Here is a 16,819-nt window from a genome sequence, read left to right as displayed (position 1 = left end):
GCGGTCTGGCCACCCGGTACGACAAACTCGCCCTCACCTACCGCGGAGGAGTCGTACTCCGAGCCATCACTATTTGGCTCAAAGAATTAGGAGACGCGCCCTAACCCCGAAGCGTCAGTAGCCCTGCACCGTTGCAGCCTCACACGCGGGGGAGACGGCATCTCGGTTCCGAATGTCGAAAACAATGAGGTACACGGATAAGCAAGAAGCGAAGTGGAGTAAATTCGGCCTCGCCCGATAACGATGATTGCCGCAGTTCCTGTGCCGGACACTACACGCTGACGGTGTTTGTCTCGTTATTCGTGCTCGTCCGGGGTAGTGGCCTACCTACGTTTGTGCGACTATCGCCAGCTGGTAGCCCATCCAGGGAGCTGCTCATTCAGCCGTGCACACCGGTTTGGGTCCAAGGCGCCGCGACGGTGGAGTCCACGTTGAGTGACTAACCAGGTAGCTAAGGTGTTTTCGTGCCGGTCGGTACCTCTATGAAACCGGGGTGGGCGTCCCTCATCGGCGATTATGGTCGCCACTTCGGTCAACCGTTGGTTCCACAGGTTGGTTTCGGCTGTTGGCCGTGGGGGACCAATCCAGTCTCCGAGTGCTGCGTCGAGCAGTTTCCGTCGGGCGGGGTCTATGGCTCCGTTCCGGATTTGTTTGCGTTGGCCTGCGACCCACACGGCGAGGCGCTGCTCAACAGGATCTTTGGAGAGGATGCGTGGCCGCTGCTGGTGCAGCTGGTAGAAGTCCTTGACCTCATCGAGGTGGGTGTCCCAGGCAGGCCTGCGTGTACGGCGCAGTCAGTAAGTCGGAATTCGGTCCAGAGGGGGTAGTGGTCGGAGATCCGCCAGGACACCTCGTTCTTGGTGTGCCCGGTGAGGACGTGGGGGAGGAAGTCGACGTGCCCTGCCTTCCCGGTGTAGGTGAGGGTTTGGAGCAAGGTGGTGCCGTCTGGCTCTGAGAACCAGGCAATTTGATCATAGAAGTTGGTGCTGTTGTCATCATCGAAGATGGTGCGCGGTACGTCATTGAGTTCTGTTGGTGGCCACAGCCCGGTGGAGACGAATGCCTCATAGAGGGGGTCACCGAGGCGGTCGAGGTTGAAGTCTCCCAGGACGAGGAGGTTTTCGTTGAAGTCATCGGGGCGGTTCGCCCAACCGCGCATCCATTGGGCGAACGCTGTGATCTCGGGCAGTCGGTCGGTGGTCTTGTTGCCCCAGAGGACGTGCACGGTGGTGAGGACGAACCCTGCGGTTTCGCGGGTGAAACCGGCGGCATAGGGGGTGCGGACAAACTGTGCCACTGGTCCGTCCGTTCCTGGGGGAAGGACGATTTCTCCGACGAGGCCGGAGGGTTGAACGCGGTTGGTGTCGAAAAGATAGGTGAGGCGTTCACCGTTACCTGCCGGGCCCTCGGTGACGTCGGAAGTGATGAACCGCCACCCAGGGCCGAGAAGGCCCATCAAATGGTGCAGCGCGGTCGTGTTCCTGCGGACTTCCTGGAGGGCAAGGACGTCGAAACGCGAGCCTATGCCGGCTATACAAGCCAAGGCGTGGAAGTCCCGTTTAGGGGAATCCGCCGGCCCGGATGCCCACTTCTCGGTCAGGTCACCGAACGCGCGCAGATTCCACGTCGCAATCAGAAGATTAGAGGAATCCTTAGTTGGCACGGTCGAATCCAGTGCCACCCGTAGACGTGCCAAGTCTTCGGTGACAGCTGCTGGTGGGGCGACCTGGGGAGCCATGGTTCATCGAAGCACATCCCAAAGTTCCAAGGAACTGCCCAGATGACAGGGACCCGGGCTACTTAATGACGGGTTGCTAGGTGGGATCGGTTGGAGGCTCAACCTGGTCAAAGGCAGCGGAGAGTTCCTCAGCGCGGGGAAGGGCTTCCTTTTCTGCTGCGGGGAGGGATTCGTAGGTGTAGGTGGACACAGCCATGGGCGAATCCGCCCGGCCGAGGGCGTATCGGACGGTGTGTTCGTTTTTGCTGCCGCAGATCAGGATCCCGACGGTCTCGCGGTGTGCGGGGAGTTTGAGCTGGTCATCGACCAGGGCGACGTAGAAGTTCAGTTTCCCGGCGTACTCGGGCTGGAACTTCCCGGTCTTGAGTTCGATCACAAAGTATCTGAGTTGCTCGACGTGGAAGAACAGGAGGTCGATGTAGAAGTCGTCTCCGCCGACGTCGAAATGCACTTGCCGGCCAACGAACGCGAAACCGGGACCAAGTTCGCGCAGCGTGTCGACGATCCGCTCTGTTAGTGCCGCCTCGAGGTCGCGTTCGGCGACTTCGCCGGATAGCCCAAGGAACTCGAAGGCATACGGGTCTTTAGCGACTTGCTGCGCCAGTTCGGAATCGGGTGAGGTGAGGCTCCGGGTGAAGTTCGACGGTGCGGCCCCGGTGCGTTCCATGGATTTGTTCATGATCATGTTCAGCAGCACGTTCCGTGACCAGCCGTACTCCACTGCTGCCGCGGCGTACCAAGCCCGCGATTCCGGGGATAGGGACTTGTCGATGATCGTTCGGATGTGGCCCCACGGCAATTGCGCCACAGGTTGTGGCGCAATTGAACCTGCACCCCATTCTCGGGCAAACGTCGTCATGTACTGCAGGTTCCGCGGAGAGAAACCTTTCATATCGGGGAATTCCTTTTGGAGGTCCCCGGCGAGGCGACTGATGACTCTGGTTCCCCAACCCTGCTGATCCTGTCTGATCAAGATTTCCCGGCCAATCGACCAATACAGCTGAATTAGCTCAGTGTTGACGGTGCGCTGCGCTTGGATCCTGGCATCACGGACGTGGCCCTTGAGCATATTGAGTGTCTGGCCATAGCCATCGGGAAGAACAACGTCGGCAGATGTCATGGACTCATTCTCCCGAGAACAGCCACTTTGCCGCGAATCGGCGGCCTTGGGTGCCATTCGTTGACATAGCAGGATGTTGTCAGCGTTAAGGCGATCACTTCCGCCGAGCAGGGGCACTATATTAAGAAAACTCCTATGATTGGAATCAGATTACTCTTTGTTGCTTCGACTCAAACTTAGCCGGATGTGACTGCAGTCACGTTTTAATAGCGGGCGGGGATGCGATCTGGATTAGATTGTGCAAGGTGCGAACTATCCCCTAATAAATGAGAAACTTCAAGTAATTATCAGAAAATATTCCTATTTCCCGGTGCTCTATTCCATCTTGGACGTTTGAGTGGTATTGGGATTTTGTAGAGGGGCTCCGAGAGAAGTTCTTTGTACTTTTTGGTGGGTGAATCTCCGCGGGTAGTGTCCTGATTGTCTACAGAGCTGCGAAGGCGCGGCTCGGCTACCGGCAAATGGAGCCTCGGGTAGGCCATGTTGATATGGGGATATCATGAGCGCTGCTCACACTGCCACTGCGGTCGAAAAACTTGAGTCCGACGGGTTTCTTCACGACTTCTTTTCTAGTTCGGAAGGTGACCCTCAGCGGAGTATCCAAGGGTGGGAAGAGTTCGCCGGTACCTGGTCCGATCTGCGCCCGGATACCTATATGGCGGACGGCGGCAACTACCGCCTCCGCCGGTATTCAGAGTTTTCAATGACTGCTGCTTCCGGCGAATTCGAACTCCTGCCGCATGTTCCATATTCGCAGGACAAAAGCGTCAACCACCTCAACGGTGGTATCAGCCGGTCGTACAAACCATTCTCGGACGAAGCGGTTGCCAGCCCCGTTCTTGCGGGAATCTTCGAAAAATGTGGGGTTTATCTAGAATCGGTTCGTCCAGGAGAATCCTGGCGGGCGCAATGCTTTCAGAACCGTATCCTGACTTCTGTTGGCGAAGTTGGGCAGCCCGCGCCTGAAGGAATACACCGTGACGGTGTGGATTACGTGCTTACCTTCTTTGTTGATCGGGTTGGTGCCGAGGGCGGCGAAAGCAGCGTGTATCTCGCATCCAACAGAAGCAAGGTCGACGAAGTTCAGTTGAGCCAGCCCGGGGAGTATCTCTTTGTCGATGATCACAAGCTTTTGCATGACGTCACAGGTCTGACCCTGGCGGACAACAGTGATCAGGGGCATCGGGATGTCCTGATTGCTATGTTCTCGGTAATCTCCGACTAGCGCTGTTCGGTGACTCAACTAATCCGTTCGTTCGCGCAGCTCGAGAACGCCAGCATTGATCCTTCCCTGCCCATTGTCACGTTGTTTAGTGGTGGGTTGGACAGCACCTACTTGTTATATCGTCTGCAGCAACTTGGTGCACGCAACGTCCACGCTGTCTCAATAGACGTTGGTGATATTGAATCCCATACAGGCAAATCGGCGATTGCCGAGGCTTTGGGAGCATCGTTCCACTCGATTGATGCTCGGCAGCAGTTTGTGGATCATCACGTTGCGCCTGCTATCAGGGCACACGCTGTGTACCTCAACACCCACCCCATCAGCTCATCCCTGTCAAGGCCGCTCATAGCTCGGATAGCGCTTGAAATCGCTGCAGAGAAGGGCGCCTCCCTTGTCCTGCACACCGCCAACCGATCGCAGAATTCGCTGAGGCGTCTCAACGGCGCCCTAAAGGACAGTGGTTTCACTGGCAGCTATGGGAGTCCCTACGATCTCGATCCGATCAACCGGGCCACGAAAATCCATCACCTGGCCGCTGCCGGACTCAGCAAAATGTCTGAGCGAGTGGTCAGCGGTGATTCAAACCTGTGGTGTAGGGAGTATGAATCCGGGTTCCTTGACGATCCGGAAAACCATGCAATGGAACAAGACCTCTATCTGTGGACGAAGGAACAAGACGAGGCTCCGCGTGGTGAAGAGCTTTCCATTAGTTTTGAAGACGGACTTCCCGTTCGCATCAACGGCGAACGACTGCCCCTGCTGACGATCATCGAAGACCTCAACGAACGCGTCGGAAAATTCGGTTATGGCCGCTACAGCGGGCTAGAGCATCTCGATCAAGGTGAAAAGGTGCTCGAAGTCCGAGAAATGCCCGCGGCATGGATCATCCTGCGAACTTTGCGGCACTTAGAAACGGCCTGCTTGGATCAGCGTCTGATCCGTCAGAAGATCGACATTGAACAGACCTGGGTCACCGAAGCCGTAGAGGGGCGGTGGTTCGGGCGCCTACGAGAGGCGGCCCAGGCATTCATTGATCACGCTTCAATGCGGGTCAACGGGACCGTGACGTGGAAACTGAGCCAACAATCAGCAGATACGGTAAGAATCATTGCTGCCGAGCCCTTATACCTGCGGGACAGGGACACCTGGGAAGAGGAATCTGTCATCACCGAGAAACTCGCATACGCTGCATCACCGCTTGACACTCCGCGTCGTGAGCCAGCCGTTGTCTGAAACCATGCAGTCGCCTGCTCGCAGCAAGCAGGGTCGAAGCCTAACCGTGGATTTGCTTCTGATGCTTGTCGCGATCGCATGGGGCTCCACCTATTGGGTGGCAAAGGAACTTGTTGAGGGCGGATCAGTACTTGCAGTTCTCGCAGTTCGAATGCCTATGACCGCGCTAATTCTCGGAGCGATCGTTCTCATAGCGCGAAAGAGAATTGGGCGGCGCGACCTGTCTGTCGGCGTGATCCTTGGCTTGATCCTTTCCACTGTGTTCTTCTTTGAAACTTTCGGAATCGCGGAAACCAGCGCCACGAACGCCGGGCTCATCATCAGTCTTACCATCGTGATAACGCCAGTACTCGAAACCATCGTCGGGAAGAGGAGGCTGCATCGGCTGTTCTACGCTGCGGCTCTCCTCGCCGTTGCTGGCGTCTACTTCCTCGCGACCGAGGGCGTCCCCACGGCTTTCGGACTCGGGGACGGACTTATCTTGGTTGCAGCCGTAGTGCGTGCCATTCACGTGGTCAGTATGCACAGGCTTTCCTCTGGCAAGGACGTTGACTCTCTTTCACTCACCTTGGTTCAAATGAGCACGTGTGGGATTGTTTTTCTCGCCCTTGCTACGTTTACCGGCGATGCGGTTGGACCATACATCAGATCCATGGATAGCGCCGCGATCCTCCAAATGCTTTACCTCGTTATCGCGTGCACCGTCTTTCCGTTCTTTATCCAAATGTGGGCGGTACGGAAAACTTCACCCACTCGGGTGAGCCTCCTACTTGGAACGGAACCTGTCTGGGCAGCCGTGATCGGCATAACCTTCGCTGGTGATGTACTCGGGCCAATTGGAATAGGCGGAGTGCTCCTAGTCCTTTTCGGCACTCTTTGGGGGCAAAGACTCGAAACTAAAACAGAAGAACCTCGCGACTCGGACACAGTCAAAACCAGCACCTAGCCCAAGACCATCCTGCAGTTGTAGATGCCGGCTACTGAACATCTCGCTGGGCCCAGCTGACGTATTAGAACGTTATCGGCGTTGAGGCCGTTGCTTCCAATCCGGTAATTCGTTTATCGAACGTCCCTAGCTCTTCATGCCTGTACTTGTATCTGCCGCCCTCACGGATGAACTCAACAGTGCTTCCTCAAAGAAAGCGAGGCGGGTAGAACTGCGGGCAAGGTCTCGTTGGTGCAGGATGAAGGACCGTGTAACCACAATTCCCGCTACCAATACGAACAGGCCAAGCCCCATGCTTCCTGCCACCGGGAAGTCTTCGATGATGGAAGCGGCCAACAGCGGTATAGCGACCAGCACCACACTGATGTACACGGCGATGAACACACCCAGGCTTCCCCCACCCAGGTGGGCAGCATTAGTCCGAAGCTGACGAAGGACTTCGAACCGCTGTACAAGGTCTAAATCAAGGAAGCGGTCAATCTCTTCCAGCTCAACGGGTGGTGTGAGGCCAAGTCTGCGAGCTTTGCGGGTGTACGTATACATAGAACGCAGACCTTACGAGGCTGAACCCCCAAACTGTAGGAGGGCTGTCTAAGTCGCGGTCTGAGCGCTTATTGACGGCCCCACGCGCAACTCGCATTTGGCGACGCACTGTGTCTGTTTCTACGGAGGAGCGACCCTCGTTCCGCAGCGGTCACCCGTGGCGGCATCGATACTTTGGCGCTTTCCGGCCGGTGCCGCCCTACTTATTTGGTCGAGAACCCGTCAATCGAGTTGATCGCCTTCGCGAACCGCTCCCGGAATCGGCGCTGCTGTCCGCTACCGGGAAACGGAATGAAGTCCTCATGGATCACCGGGAGGCCGGTGAACCGCATCGGCTGGTTCAGAACCTCGAAGACGTTTCGCTTGACGAGCACTATGCCCTCCGGTGCTAGCGAGGATGCCAGTGCGATCGTCTGCTCAACGTTACGCCGAAGCGCGGCTGTTCGCTCCCTTGCCTCTTGATAGTTCACCGGCTCGGCTGCGAGGTCAATCAGGAACACACCATCGGCCTTGAGCTTTGCGAGCCAGGGTGTCTTTGCGTTTGGGCCGGTGGCGAGTGACGGATCCTCGTAAAGCGCGCGAACCACCTCGCGGAAGAGTCCGTCTTGCGGCGTCAGCGTTTCGTCGTAGAAGAAGCGACGGTTGGAAAAATCCCCGCCATCGTCTGGCGCGCTCTCCGCGACGAGCAGTAGACGAACACGCTTCGGCTGCCAGCGTGCGCGGCGTTCGGCATACCAGGCGTCTTCGTGCGCAATCGGCTTAATCGGCTTAATCGGCGCTGTCTGCGGGCTGTTCTTGGTCGCCGTCGGCGGGGGCTTCGGTAGCTGCCGCGTCGAGGACCTGCTTCGCCATGCTGCGGTCGCGAAGCTTCCCGACTACCCAAACACCACCGCCGACCAGCGCGGTGGCGCCGAGCGTGATGAGGCTGCCTACGATACCGCCCTGCTTCGCGCCGTCGCCGAACCCCTTGTGATAGCCGTTCCCCCATGCCGGATTGCCCATAAGACCGTCCCCTCTCGTTGTTCAAATCTTCGCACGACCACCGATGACAACTTTCGTCGCGGTGAGCAGAGACCGTGATCCGGGTATGCTGCGGCGTTTCAGGTATTCACGAAAAGCCTGATCGATCATGAGATAGTTGGTCAAGATGTACCCGCAATTCAATGCGCCGCTCGGAGCAGCCACCGCTCCCGCCAAAGCGAACAAACCGCGCCCTTCTCTCGACGTGTGCGGCGTGGCCAGCTCGGTTGTCGGAAGCCATCGGTACGCTTTGAACATGAGCCTGATTGATCGCGCCGAAGCGCGACGCAAGTCCGCACTCGCGGCCATGGATCCATCCGAGCAGGCGGCGCTCGGACAGTACTTCACGCCGTATCAGGCTGCGCTCATTATTGCTGGGCTGCCTCGTATGCCGGAGGTCAGGACGATCCGCGTGCTCGACCCAGGTGCCGGGAGTGGGATGCTCACCGCTGCCCTCGTCGACCGCATCCGAGCAATGAATCCAGATGCTGCGATCGATGTAATTGCAGTCGAGGTGGACGAGGCGCTCCGTTCGGCCCTTCGCGAAACGCTTTCGGATATCGAGGCGCTCGGCAATGTGCAGACCACCCTCGTCGGGGAGGATTTCCTGACGTGGGCGCTCTCGTCCGACGAGCGCTTCGACCTGGTGATCCAGAACCCTCCCTATGCGAAGCTCCCGACCGGTAGCGCGCAGCAGAATCTGCTCCGTTCGGCTGGCATCGATGTGCCGAACATTTATGCGGCCTTCCTTGCTCTCGGAGCCCGATTGCTCGCCAAGGACGGTCAGCAAGTCGCGATTACTCCGCGCTCGTGGATGAACGGCACCTACTACTCTCGCTTCCGACGCGAGTTCGTCGAGACCGTCGGTATCGACGGAATCCACACGTTCGAAAGCCGATCGAAGGTATTCGGTGACACTGGTGTACTCCAAGAAGCGATCGTTGTTTCGGTGACTCGAGGTCAGCGTCCCGAGACCGTGAAGGTTTACACGTCGCACGATCATCGCGACGATGCCAGCCTCCGCTCTGTCGCGTATGACGACGTCGTCACAGCGGACTTCATCCATGTCCCCGCGACGGAGAAAGACGCAGAAGCGGTCACTTGGATGACGCGCCACGCGCACCACACGCTTGCCGATCTCGGCCTTACAGTCTCAACCGGCCGCGTCGTCGATTTCCGCTCTCGTGACATGCTGCACCACGAGCAGATCGAAGGCGCATCGCCGATGGTCAACGCCAGTCACATTCGTAACGGTCAGACGCGCCACCCGATTGGGGCGAAGAAGCCCGAGTGGTTCCACACCGCTCCCGAGGTTGCCTCGAAGCTTCTCGTGCCTGCTGGTGCATATGTCTTGATCAAGCGCTTCTCCGCAAAAGAAGAACGCCGCCGAGTGTCCGCAGGCGTTTGGCAGTCCGATGATGCAGTCGCCTTCGATAACAAGCTGAACTATGTGCACCAGAGCGGGGCGGGACTGGAACTCTCCATCGCTCGCGGCCTTGCCGTCTACCTAAACTCTTCGCGGCTCGACGACTACTTCCGAGTCTTCTCCGGACACACACAGGTCAACGCCACAGACTTGCGTCAGATGCGCTTCCCGTCGCTTCAGCAGCTGCGAGAGCTGGCGCCCGTCGATACGACATCTCAACACATGATCGACACAGCGGTTGAGAACGTGCTGACCGCAGCGGAGATCGCAGCATGACCCGACTTGACGAAGCGAAGCACATCCTGGCGGCGCTCGGCTTCGACGCGGCACGGTCAAATGATCGAAGCGGCCGAACGCTTCTCGCGCTGGCGCGCTTGACCGAGGGAAGCTTGTGGGCCGATGCCACAAACTCGCGGCTCGGCGTACGCGCGATTCTGGATTGGATTCGCGAGGAACTCGATTTCCCGATTGCGGAGAACACGCGCGAGACGTACCGTCGACAGACGCTACACCAGTTCCGCGATGCGGGCTTGGTCATCCTGAACGAAGATGACCCTTCACGGGCTACGAACTCGTCTCTCAACAATTACAAGCTGACGGACGCGGCGCTGACCGTGCTCCGTGCGTTCGGTACACCCGAGTTTGATGATCTCGTCACTCGCTACCTTGAGGATGCGCCGGGCTTGCTGGTTATCTACCGCGCTGAGCGTAATCTCACCCGTATCCCCGTGACGCTGCCTGGCGGTGTCCAGCTGACGCTCGGAGCGGGCGGGCAAAACGTCCTGATTAAGCGGATGATCGACGACTTCTGCGAATATTTCATCCCTGGCGGAGAAGTGCTCTACATCGGCGATGCCGACAGTAAGCTCATGCACTTCGATGAGACCAAGCTCGCGGAGCTGGGCGTCGTGGTCAACACTCATGGCAAGCTGCCTGACCTTGTCGTTTACCAGCCGGAGAAGAACTGGTTGTTCCTTATGGAGGCCGCGTCCAGTCATGGTCCTGTGGATGCAAAGCGGTACGGCGAGCTGAGCAGGCTATTTGCCGGCTCGACCGCTGGCCTTGTCTACGTATCTTGCTTCCCGGACCGAGCTGTCATGCGGAGGTTCTTGGGAGGCCTCGCCTGGGAGACCGAAGCATGGTGCGCTTCGGATCCGACTCACATGATCCACCTCAATGGCGACAAGTTCCTCGGCCCTCACGAAGCGAGCGGCTCATGATTCAGGGAGGCGGTTCGGTTGACCTCTATCTCGATATCGGCGAGCTTCGACCGCTCGTTACTTGAGATTCCGAGGATGAAGAGTTCGTGCTGGTCGTCGCGGACGATCCACTGAACACGATCCATGGAACGTGACAGCCCACTGATGTGGCTGTGCCGTCGCCATCACCGACGCTGCGAGCTAAGTTTTGCTCCTCGACCGCGAGGCGGGTGCGTGATGGCCACAACGGCAACGTTGTGGCTCAATGATCTGACCTCACTCTTCACGCCTACGGCGTCACAGTTCGATGGCGCAAAAGGGCACAAGGGCTCGGAGGAATGAGGGAAGCCAAGTTATCAAGCTCGTTCAACGTAGTCGAGAGCGAGCTATTGAGAATGAACTTTCTCCGCACTGCTGCCGCAATGTGGCGTTAGGGCACGCCCATACGCAACAAGATAGGAAGCCTCCGGGCAGGCCCCTTATCCTGTGGTCGACGTATTAGAACGTTATCGGCGTTTCGAAGCAGGTGAGAAGGTCTGCCAACACTCCGGCGGTCCCGGCCCCGCCGGAGTGTCAGGGGTAACTCCTAGACTGAGATCAATGATGGAGGCCTCGTTGGTTCAATTTGAGGCAGTCACGGCGAAAAAGGAGCTTCACATGGCAGGCATCAAATTCAATGGCAACTTTGAACGCGACCTAAATCGCGCCGGTCAAGGCCAGATCAAGGATATTGCATCTGAGTACCAGCGCATGCTTGATTCATTGGCGCGAACTCACTTAGGGAAGCCGGTTTCAGCTATTAAGCCTGTCCTCAGACATAACTGGCAGCGCATTAGTGGGGACATCACTGACCCTCAGTTAACGCAGTATGCCCAGCACATCTCTGATGGCACCAAGATTAGAGTCAAGATTTAGTTCTTCTGCAGCGATGTTTTTCTGGGTGACCCTGCCCGAATGAGAACATCAGCCCGGAAGGTGAACTGCCCGGTCGCGACAGAGGAAGCCGTATGCGCGCTTATTGTCGGTACCCCTCGGTTGGGGGGACACTAGGTGTAAATTTTTTGATCTCGCGCCGCGGAGAAGGAATTTGCGTTCAGCCTGGTATTCCAGATCCGCCGTGGTGACGTCGGACGAATCTCCTTGCTGGTCCATTGGCCGGGAGCATACCAAGAAGCGGTTTCGATCTTCGCGGATCCCAAGGCGCAGGCCTCGTCAAGGGCTGGCTCAAGGTCGGTATCTTGCGAAGCAAGGATGACCACATCAACCGCAGTATCACGAGCTTCCCGAACCACTGCCAAGGCGCAGAGAACGTCTACCCCCTTCTCCGACTTTCCAGTGACAAGCTCTTTTCCACTGGCGTCAGTAGCCTTCCGGCCATCTGCAGTCCGCTGGTAGTCATACTTCAGCGGACGAAGAGTCACGCTTACTCGTGGGTCGCGTTCCCACTCCGTCTTCTGCGCGAGGTTCCGTGCATAGGGGGCCGGATCGTGAACTGCGCTCGGCAGCCCGCGGTAAACGAGTACTTTGCTCAGCGACGCATGGCCTTGACCTTCGCGTTGCTTGACATTCCGGGCATGAATAAGTTGGTTTGCGTAGTGCAGAGGATGCACTAAAGACTCATGGGGGGCAAGGCTGCTGTCGAACAGTCCGCGGCCGGTCAAATGAAGATTCTGATAATCAATAACCACGGCGGCGCGGAGAAGGGACATATGCATCCTTAAGTAAAAAGCCCCACCAGTCCCGGAGGACGGTGGGGAGCTAGAAGTTCAGTATTACAGGCGAGTAAGGGCTCTTGCAAGTTAAGTCTCAGTGCGAACCTAACGGGTTGTTCGAAGCTGCACGGCCACCAACGTGTAGTTTCCTCGACCATCAGTGGGCAGTTCCGTGGCGCCTACGGGGCAGTTTCTCATGGCCGCTAACAACCAGCATCAGCTGCTTCACGAAGTAGCTTCTCGGCTGCGTCTGATTCATCTCCTGATTGAAGCATTTTCACTGCGAGCCCCCCATAAAAGTCGTCGGACACTGTTACTTCATGGACCGACCGCTCAAAGCTCCGTCGCGTCACCCCGAGAGTGCCGCGACAGCGGAACATCCATCCTAAAATCTTGACTCAAGTTTTAACATCTTAATTTGCTATGGTAGAAATAATTATGTACTGTAGTTATTTATCAGGTTCCATCAGTGCAACATTTCCCTACAGAGGTCTCAACATGAGCATCACCATCGATCCAACTCGGCTATCCAAACCCCAAGACACCAGTACCTACCTCGCGATCAAGACGATCCAAGGCGGGCGCACTGTCTACACCACGCGCGTTCCCCTTACGGACCTTTCAACGATTCTTCCTGTACCCGATCCGAACAACATCGATAAGGACAATCGAAAAGTAGACCGACTCCATGCCAAACACTTTGGTGAATACCTGGACAGCAAGCAGGACTGGGTTGCGCCCGCCCTGCTTGCCCGTGACAGCGGAGGTTGTCTTTTTGAGAAGGTTGATGCACACGGCGCCGTAGGCTATCTCACCGTCCCTTGGGCAATCGGCGGCATCTCCTCAATGCGCACCATTGACGGACAGCACCGCGTGCTCGGCGTCTCCATCGAGAAGCAACGCATTACAGACGCCATTTCTGCGATCGATCGTGAGATGGCTCGCAAGGTTAGCCCGGACAAAGAAGCCAAACTCAAAACTGAGCGGGAAAGACTCATTGGGCAGATGAACCGGCTGAAGAATGAGTATGTCGGCCTAGATATTTACGTAGAAGCGGACCCGATCAAAGCCCAGCAAATGTTCGTCGACGTCGCCGACAACGCAAAGGGCATCAGCAGCGCTGTCCGCGCCCGCTTTGATAGCTACAAGGTTGCAAACCGCACCCTGTCCGACATCATCGACCATCCTCTGCTGAGGGGCCGCATTGATGCCGAACAGGATCGTATGACTTTGAAAAACCCCAATCTAATGGGTGCTAAGCACGTCGCTGACATTACCCGGGCTGTCATTGCAGGGGCAGGGGGACGAATCAGCAAAAGAGCAGAACAGACGCTAACCGACGGAGAAGTAATTGAGCAGGTGAAAGACTTCCTCGACGTCATTTCCAATGCTTTCAATGGTCTCTCCGCTGTTATCGAAGACGACGCCGACACAGAGCACAAACCTGGTGAACTGACGAGGGCACAGGAGCTGCGGCGGACCTCCCTGCTTGGCTCAGTTGGTATGCTGCGCGTCCTCGGGGGTGTTTTCCGAGAGCTACGAACTGGAGAGAACCCTGTGGAACTCGACGATATCGCAGAGTTTTTCAAACGTCTGGATCCGCACATGGCTGCGCCGATCACCGAGACGAGCATCTGGCGCACCAGCAACGCCGGCAGCTGCTTCGAGCCAAACGCCGCCGCACCCATAATGCGGACCCAGAACATTGTCCAGCTGGTTGGCATTATTACCAGCTGGTACAAAAAAGCTCCGGCCGCCCTCTAACAGGTCGCCGACACCAAGCTCCCACAATCAGCAGCGACAGAAATTTGGAAAGCCGAAGATGAAGTCAACCAAATTACGCCGTTCGTTGGAGGATGCGGTAGACCGTGCTGCGGGCGACCTTGAAGAGCTCAGCGATTTCGGTGGTGGTGTGTTGTCCTCCCTTATATAGGGAGACGAGGTGCGCTTCTTGGGACTTGGAGAGTTTGGGTTGTTTGCCGCGGAGCCGGCCTTTGGCTTTGGCGACTTGCATGCCTTCGCGGGTGCGGGCCCGAATGAGGTCGGACTCGAATTCGGCGACCATGGCCAGGACGTTGAAGAGGAGCCGGCCGATGGGGTCGGTGGGGTCGTGGACGTTCCCGCCGATGCTGAGCTTGACCTTCCTTTTAGTGAGGTCTTCGATGATGTCCCGGGCATCCGGCAGCGATCGGGCGAGCCTGTCGAGTTTGGTGACGACGAGGGTGTCGCCGGCTCGGCAGGCGGCGAGGGCTTCGCGGAGTCCTGGTCGTTCGCGGTTGGTGCCGGTGAGTCCGTGGTCGACGTAGATCCGGTCTTCGGGCACATTCAGAGACGTGAGGCCGTTGCGTTGGGCGGTGAGGTCTTGTTCGTTGGTGGATACGCGTGCGTATCCGATGATGTGTCCGGTCATGGTGTTCACTGTAGCGGTTGGGCTACCTTCACCGGGCTTTTTCTCGGGCGGGGTATACGCGAATCAGCGATGCCAGGTTTCATATAGGATTTTTGGTGGCTGTCGGTCTCGAAGTGAGTGGAGCGGTGGGGGATCGCCAAATAGGACGACAGGACCGCCAACTGAAGCTGCGATTAACCGCCATCCCTGGCTAACAGTCACACATATGGGCTTTTTGTCGTTGGGGGAGCGGACAAATCGTGGAGCGGTGGGGGACCGGCTTACGCTCCACGGTCCGACGTGCGTTGGGGTCAGTTTCGAGGCGACCAATTCTTGTGTCTCGATGTTGACACAAGACATTAGTGCGTGTTTGTATTGCGTTGAAGATACAAGACGGGCTTTGCGGGTTGAGAGTGGGGAATGATGGGCGCTATATGGATATTGCTAGCCATCACGTTTGTGGCTTTGATCATCACCACGTTGAGGGCGATCCTTCGGAAGTCGCCACATAGTCGAACTAATCTACAGCGGCATGTCGATCAGCTTTCGAGCGGTGAGAGGGACGCTGCGATCGCTTATCTTCGGCGGGAGTGGCAGGCTTTGCTGGTCGCGCTGTTGGCTGGCATGGCTGCATCGGTCACAGCTTTTTCCCTAGGCGGTTCGCCGACTTCTCTGCATGGTTTGCCCTACGCTCTCGCCGGTGGCATAGGCGCATTGGTGGCGCTTTTGGTTCTCAATCTATGGCCACGTGTTCAGTGGTTGGAGGACGAGAGGCAGTTTAGAGTAGCGGATCTTGAGCCCCGAAACTCGATGAGTTTCGGTAGACAATGGGTGTTCGTTCTTCCACTGGTTTCTGCGGTGCTCTTGATCTTGGGGCTTGTTCTCACAGGAAGCTATTCATCTACGGATGAAAATGGACTACATCGGATCTACGCCTACCGAGGGTTATCGGGGTGGGGTGTAGAGGACGGCCAAGTTGTCGATATTCAGTACAACATGAATGCTACTGGGCCATTCCCAGGTTGGTTTTACGGCGTTCCCGTCGTGGTGTGCACTGTGTTATTCATTGTTGCTGTTTATTGGACGCTGCGTCGCATCGCTTTGGCACCGCGGCCAATGTCCCCTGAGCTGTTCACGTTAGATGATGCCTCCAGAACCCTGCAGACAAGATTCGTAATGGCGTTCTCAAGCGCGGCCTTGGGCTTTCAGATTGCGGGTTTAGGTTTCGTAACTGGGATTGCGCTGCTCAACGCTAACCGGGACCCTGTTCCGACCGCGGACCTTAGTGCTGTTCCGAGCACCGTTGCTGTCGAGCCGGGTCACACGCTGGCAATCGTCCTAATGGCCGTGTCCGTGGCTATTGCAGTGACAGGTCTAGTCCTTCTGTTTCGCGCTATAACCTCGGTGTCAGATGCAGCGACTGCCAGCCGTAGCATCAAGCGACCTGTAGGGCAGGTTCCAATCTGATGATTAGTGTAGATCCGACTTCTTCGATCTCTCCTACGGAGCAAATCCGCTCTCAACTGGAAGCGCTTATTAGGACTGGCCAGCTGACTAAAGACAGCCGACTGCCGACGGTCCGGCAGCTGGCGGTCGACCTTCGCGTTGCAATCGGTACCGTAGCTAAGGCCTATAAGGAGCTCGAGCACGTTGGAATGATTCGGACCGGACGCGCTGCTGGCACCAGGGTCAACGCCGGTTTCGTTACGACTCCTCCGGTTCTTGCGGCCGCACAAGCATTTGCTAGGACGGCGATAGACGCGGGATTGGACTTAGACCAGGCGCGAGGGATCCTCGCGACCGGCTGGGGCAGCTACGTCAAATCCTCCTGATGGCGAACGCCTTGTCGCTCTCTTAGCTCGATATGCAGTCATCTGCATATTTTTGCAGGGCTCGGTGTCGCGGTGGGGGACCGGCTTACGGGCGGCTACCGGTCGAATCGTTACCCCTCGGTTAGGCGGTTAATCGGGCGGGAGGTGACCAATTTCCATAGGGCGATACCAACCATGTTTCTCCCCAAATCTGAGGAGCTGCAACCCACCTCTGCTTATCGTTGGCGGTTTCATTTCGAAGGTGCGGGGAGACTGACTTGGCCTAGCTGCCCATTTGTAGTCCAGCACCGCCACAGCAACTCGAATTAGCCGTGGAGTTTCACGAGCCCAGTGATAGGAAACGTACTTTTCAGGAAGCCGCATAGAAATATGCTATTTGATGCCGCCGCTAGACCATCCTCAAGTGCGACGCTCGGGCCTTTGATCGGTGACGTCT

General features: G+C 57.2%; 18 protein-coding genes. 9 read left to right on the top strand and 9 right to left on the bottom strand.

Features of this window, described 5'->3' with window-relative positions; all coding sequences use genetic code 11:
- Positions 1 to 341 precede the first annotated feature (341 nt).
- The 3 genes from IWX62_RS16475 to IWX62_RS15250 all read right to left on the bottom strand — a co-directional run bounded on the left by IWX62_RS16475 (position 342) and on the right by IWX62_RS15250 (position 2,858).
- The gene (locus IWX62_RS16475) at positions 342 to 731 is read right to left on the bottom strand and encodes a hypothetical protein (protein ID WP_442859270.1); all 390 of its coding nucleotides are present in this window, start codon (positions 729 to 731) and stop codon (positions 342 to 344) included.
- A complete protein-coding gene (locus IWX62_RS15255; RefSeq protein ID WP_333483468.1) occupies positions 629 to 1,663 on the bottom strand; it encodes an endonuclease/exonuclease/phosphatase family protein in 1,035 nt (344 codons plus the stop codon). The genes IWX62_RS16475 and IWX62_RS15255 overlap by 103 nt, the downstream gene beginning before the upstream one ends.
- 151 nt (positions 1,664 to 1,814) lie before the next feature.
- On the bottom strand, positions 1,815 to 2,858 hold the full coding sequence (locus IWX62_RS15250; RefSeq protein ID WP_196842266.1) for a PDDEXK nuclease domain-containing protein: 1,044 nt from the start codon (positions 2,856 to 2,858) through the stop codon (positions 1,815 to 1,817).
- 499 nt (positions 2,859 to 3,357) lie between these two features.
- On the opposite strand from IWX62_RS15250, the gene IWX62_RS15245 reads away from it, so the two are divergent.
- Genes IWX62_RS15245 through IWX62_RS15235 form a run of 3 tightly spaced genes read left to right on the top strand, consistent with a single transcriptional unit; the run spans position 3,358 to position 6,262 of the window.
- On the top strand, positions 3,358 to 4,083 hold the full coding sequence (locus tag IWX62_RS15245) for a 2OG-Fe dioxygenase family protein (RefSeq protein WP_196842265.1): 726 nt from the start codon (positions 3,358 to 3,360) through the stop codon (positions 4,081 to 4,083).
- A gap of 9 nt (positions 4,084 to 4,092) precedes the next feature.
- Positions 4,093 to 5,316: an argininosuccinate synthase-related protein gene (locus tag IWX62_RS15240; protein ID WP_196842264.1), complete on the top strand. Its 1,224-nt coding sequence runs from the start codon at positions 4,093 to 4,095 to the stop codon at positions 5,314 to 5,316.
- Entirely contained in the window at positions 5,297 to 6,262 is a 966-nt protein-coding gene (locus tag IWX62_RS15235) for a DMT family transporter (RefSeq protein WP_196842263.1), read from the top strand. Before IWX62_RS15240 ends, IWX62_RS15235 begins: the two co-directional genes overlap by 20 nt.
- A 126-nt stretch (positions 6,263 to 6,388) precedes the next feature.
- On the opposite strand, the gene IWX62_RS15230 is transcribed toward IWX62_RS15235, so the two are convergent.
- The 3 genes from IWX62_RS15230 to IWX62_RS15220 all read right to left on the bottom strand — a co-directional run bounded on the left by IWX62_RS15230 (position 6,389) and on the right by IWX62_RS15220 (position 7,807).
- The gene (locus IWX62_RS15230) at positions 6,389 to 6,805 is read right to left on the bottom strand and encodes a hypothetical protein (protein WP_196842262.1); all 417 of its coding nucleotides are present in this window, start codon (positions 6,803 to 6,805) and stop codon (positions 6,389 to 6,391) included.
- A 203-nt stretch (positions 6,806 to 7,008) separates the two neighbouring features.
- Positions 7,009 to 7,392 (bottom strand): hypothetical protein, encoded by a 384-nt coding sequence (locus IWX62_RS15225; RefSeq protein WP_196842261.1) that lies wholly within the window; start codon positions 7,390 to 7,392, stop codon positions 7,009 to 7,011.
- A 181-nt stretch (positions 7,393 to 7,573) separates the two neighbouring features.
- Complete coding sequence (locus IWX62_RS15220) at positions 7,574 to 7,807, bottom strand: hypothetical protein (RefSeq protein WP_196842260.1); 234 nt, start codon at positions 7,805 to 7,807, stop codon at positions 7,574 to 7,576.
- Between the two features lie 274 nt (positions 7,808 to 8,081).
- On the opposite strand from IWX62_RS15220, the gene IWX62_RS15215 reads away from it, so the two are divergent.
- Together IWX62_RS15215 and IWX62_RS15210 are read left to right on the top strand one after the other, a co-directional pair.
- On the top strand, positions 8,082 to 9,527 hold the full coding sequence (locus IWX62_RS15215; protein ID WP_196842259.1) for an Eco57I restriction-modification methylase domain-containing protein: 1,446 nt from the start codon (positions 8,082 to 8,084) through the stop codon (positions 9,525 to 9,527).
- Positions 9,524 to 10,471: a BsuBI/PstI family type II restriction endonuclease gene (locus IWX62_RS15210; protein ID WP_196842258.1), complete on the top strand. Its 948-nt coding sequence runs from the start codon at positions 9,524 to 9,526 to the stop codon at positions 10,469 to 10,471. Before IWX62_RS15215 ends, IWX62_RS15210 begins: the two co-directional genes overlap by 4 nt.
- Here the strand turns inward: IWX62_RS15210 and IWX62_RS15205 are convergent.
- The gene (locus IWX62_RS15205; RefSeq protein WP_196842257.1) at positions 10,450 to 10,596 is read right to left on the bottom strand and encodes a hypothetical protein; all 147 of its coding nucleotides are present in this window, start codon (positions 10,594 to 10,596) and stop codon (positions 10,450 to 10,452) included. The genes IWX62_RS15210 and IWX62_RS15205 overlap by 22 nt on opposite strands.
- A gap of 454 nt (positions 10,597 to 11,050) precedes the next feature.
- Here IWX62_RS15205 and IWX62_RS15200 point away from each other — a divergent pair, with 454 nt between their 5' ends.
- Entirely contained in the window at positions 11,051 to 11,365 is a 315-nt protein-coding gene (locus tag IWX62_RS15200) for a hypothetical protein (RefSeq protein WP_333483467.1), read from the top strand.
- Positions 11,366 to 11,496: 131 nt separating this feature from the next.
- Here IWX62_RS15200 and IWX62_RS15195 read toward each other — a convergent pair whose 3' ends face one another.
- On the bottom strand, positions 11,497 to 12,159 hold the full coding sequence (locus tag IWX62_RS15195; RefSeq protein ID WP_196842256.1) for an NYN domain-containing protein: 663 nt from the start codon (positions 12,157 to 12,159) through the stop codon (positions 11,497 to 11,499).
- 501 nt (positions 12,160 to 12,660) lie between these two features.
- Here IWX62_RS15195 and IWX62_RS15190 point away from each other — a divergent pair.
- On the top strand, positions 12,661 to 13,926 hold the full coding sequence (locus tag IWX62_RS15190; protein ID WP_196842255.1) for a DNA sulfur modification protein DndB: 1,266 nt from the start codon (positions 12,661 to 12,663) through the stop codon (positions 13,924 to 13,926).
- A 73-nt stretch (positions 13,927 to 13,999) separates the two neighbouring features.
- Here IWX62_RS15190 and IWX62_RS15185 read toward each other — a convergent pair whose 3' ends face one another.
- The gene (locus tag IWX62_RS15185) at positions 14,000 to 14,572 is read right to left on the bottom strand and encodes a recombinase family protein (RefSeq protein WP_196842254.1); all 573 of its coding nucleotides are present in this window, start codon (positions 14,570 to 14,572) and stop codon (positions 14,000 to 14,002) included.
- 438 nt (positions 14,573 to 15,010) lie between these two features.
- Between IWX62_RS15185 and IWX62_RS15180 the strand changes: the two genes are divergently transcribed.
- Together IWX62_RS15180 and IWX62_RS15175 are read left to right on the top strand one after the other, a co-directional pair.
- Positions 15,011 to 16,018 carry a hypothetical protein gene (locus IWX62_RS15180; protein ID WP_196842253.1) on the top strand — a complete coding sequence of 336 codons (1,008 nt, stop codon included), beginning with the start codon at positions 15,011 to 15,013 and terminating at the stop codon, positions 16,016 to 16,018.
- On the top strand, positions 16,018 to 16,383 hold the full coding sequence (locus IWX62_RS15175; protein ID WP_196842252.1) for a GntR family transcriptional regulator: 366 nt from the start codon (positions 16,018 to 16,020) through the stop codon (positions 16,381 to 16,383). Before IWX62_RS15180 ends, IWX62_RS15175 begins: the two co-directional genes overlap by 1 nt.
- Positions 16,384 to 16,819 lie beyond the last annotated feature (436 nt).

Source organism: Arthrobacter sp. CAN_A1 (genome assembly GCF_015751665.1).
GTDB lineage: Bacteria > Actinomycetota > Actinomycetes > Actinomycetales > Micrococcaceae > Arthrobacter_D.
This window is presented reverse-complemented; position numbering and strand designations above follow the sequence as displayed.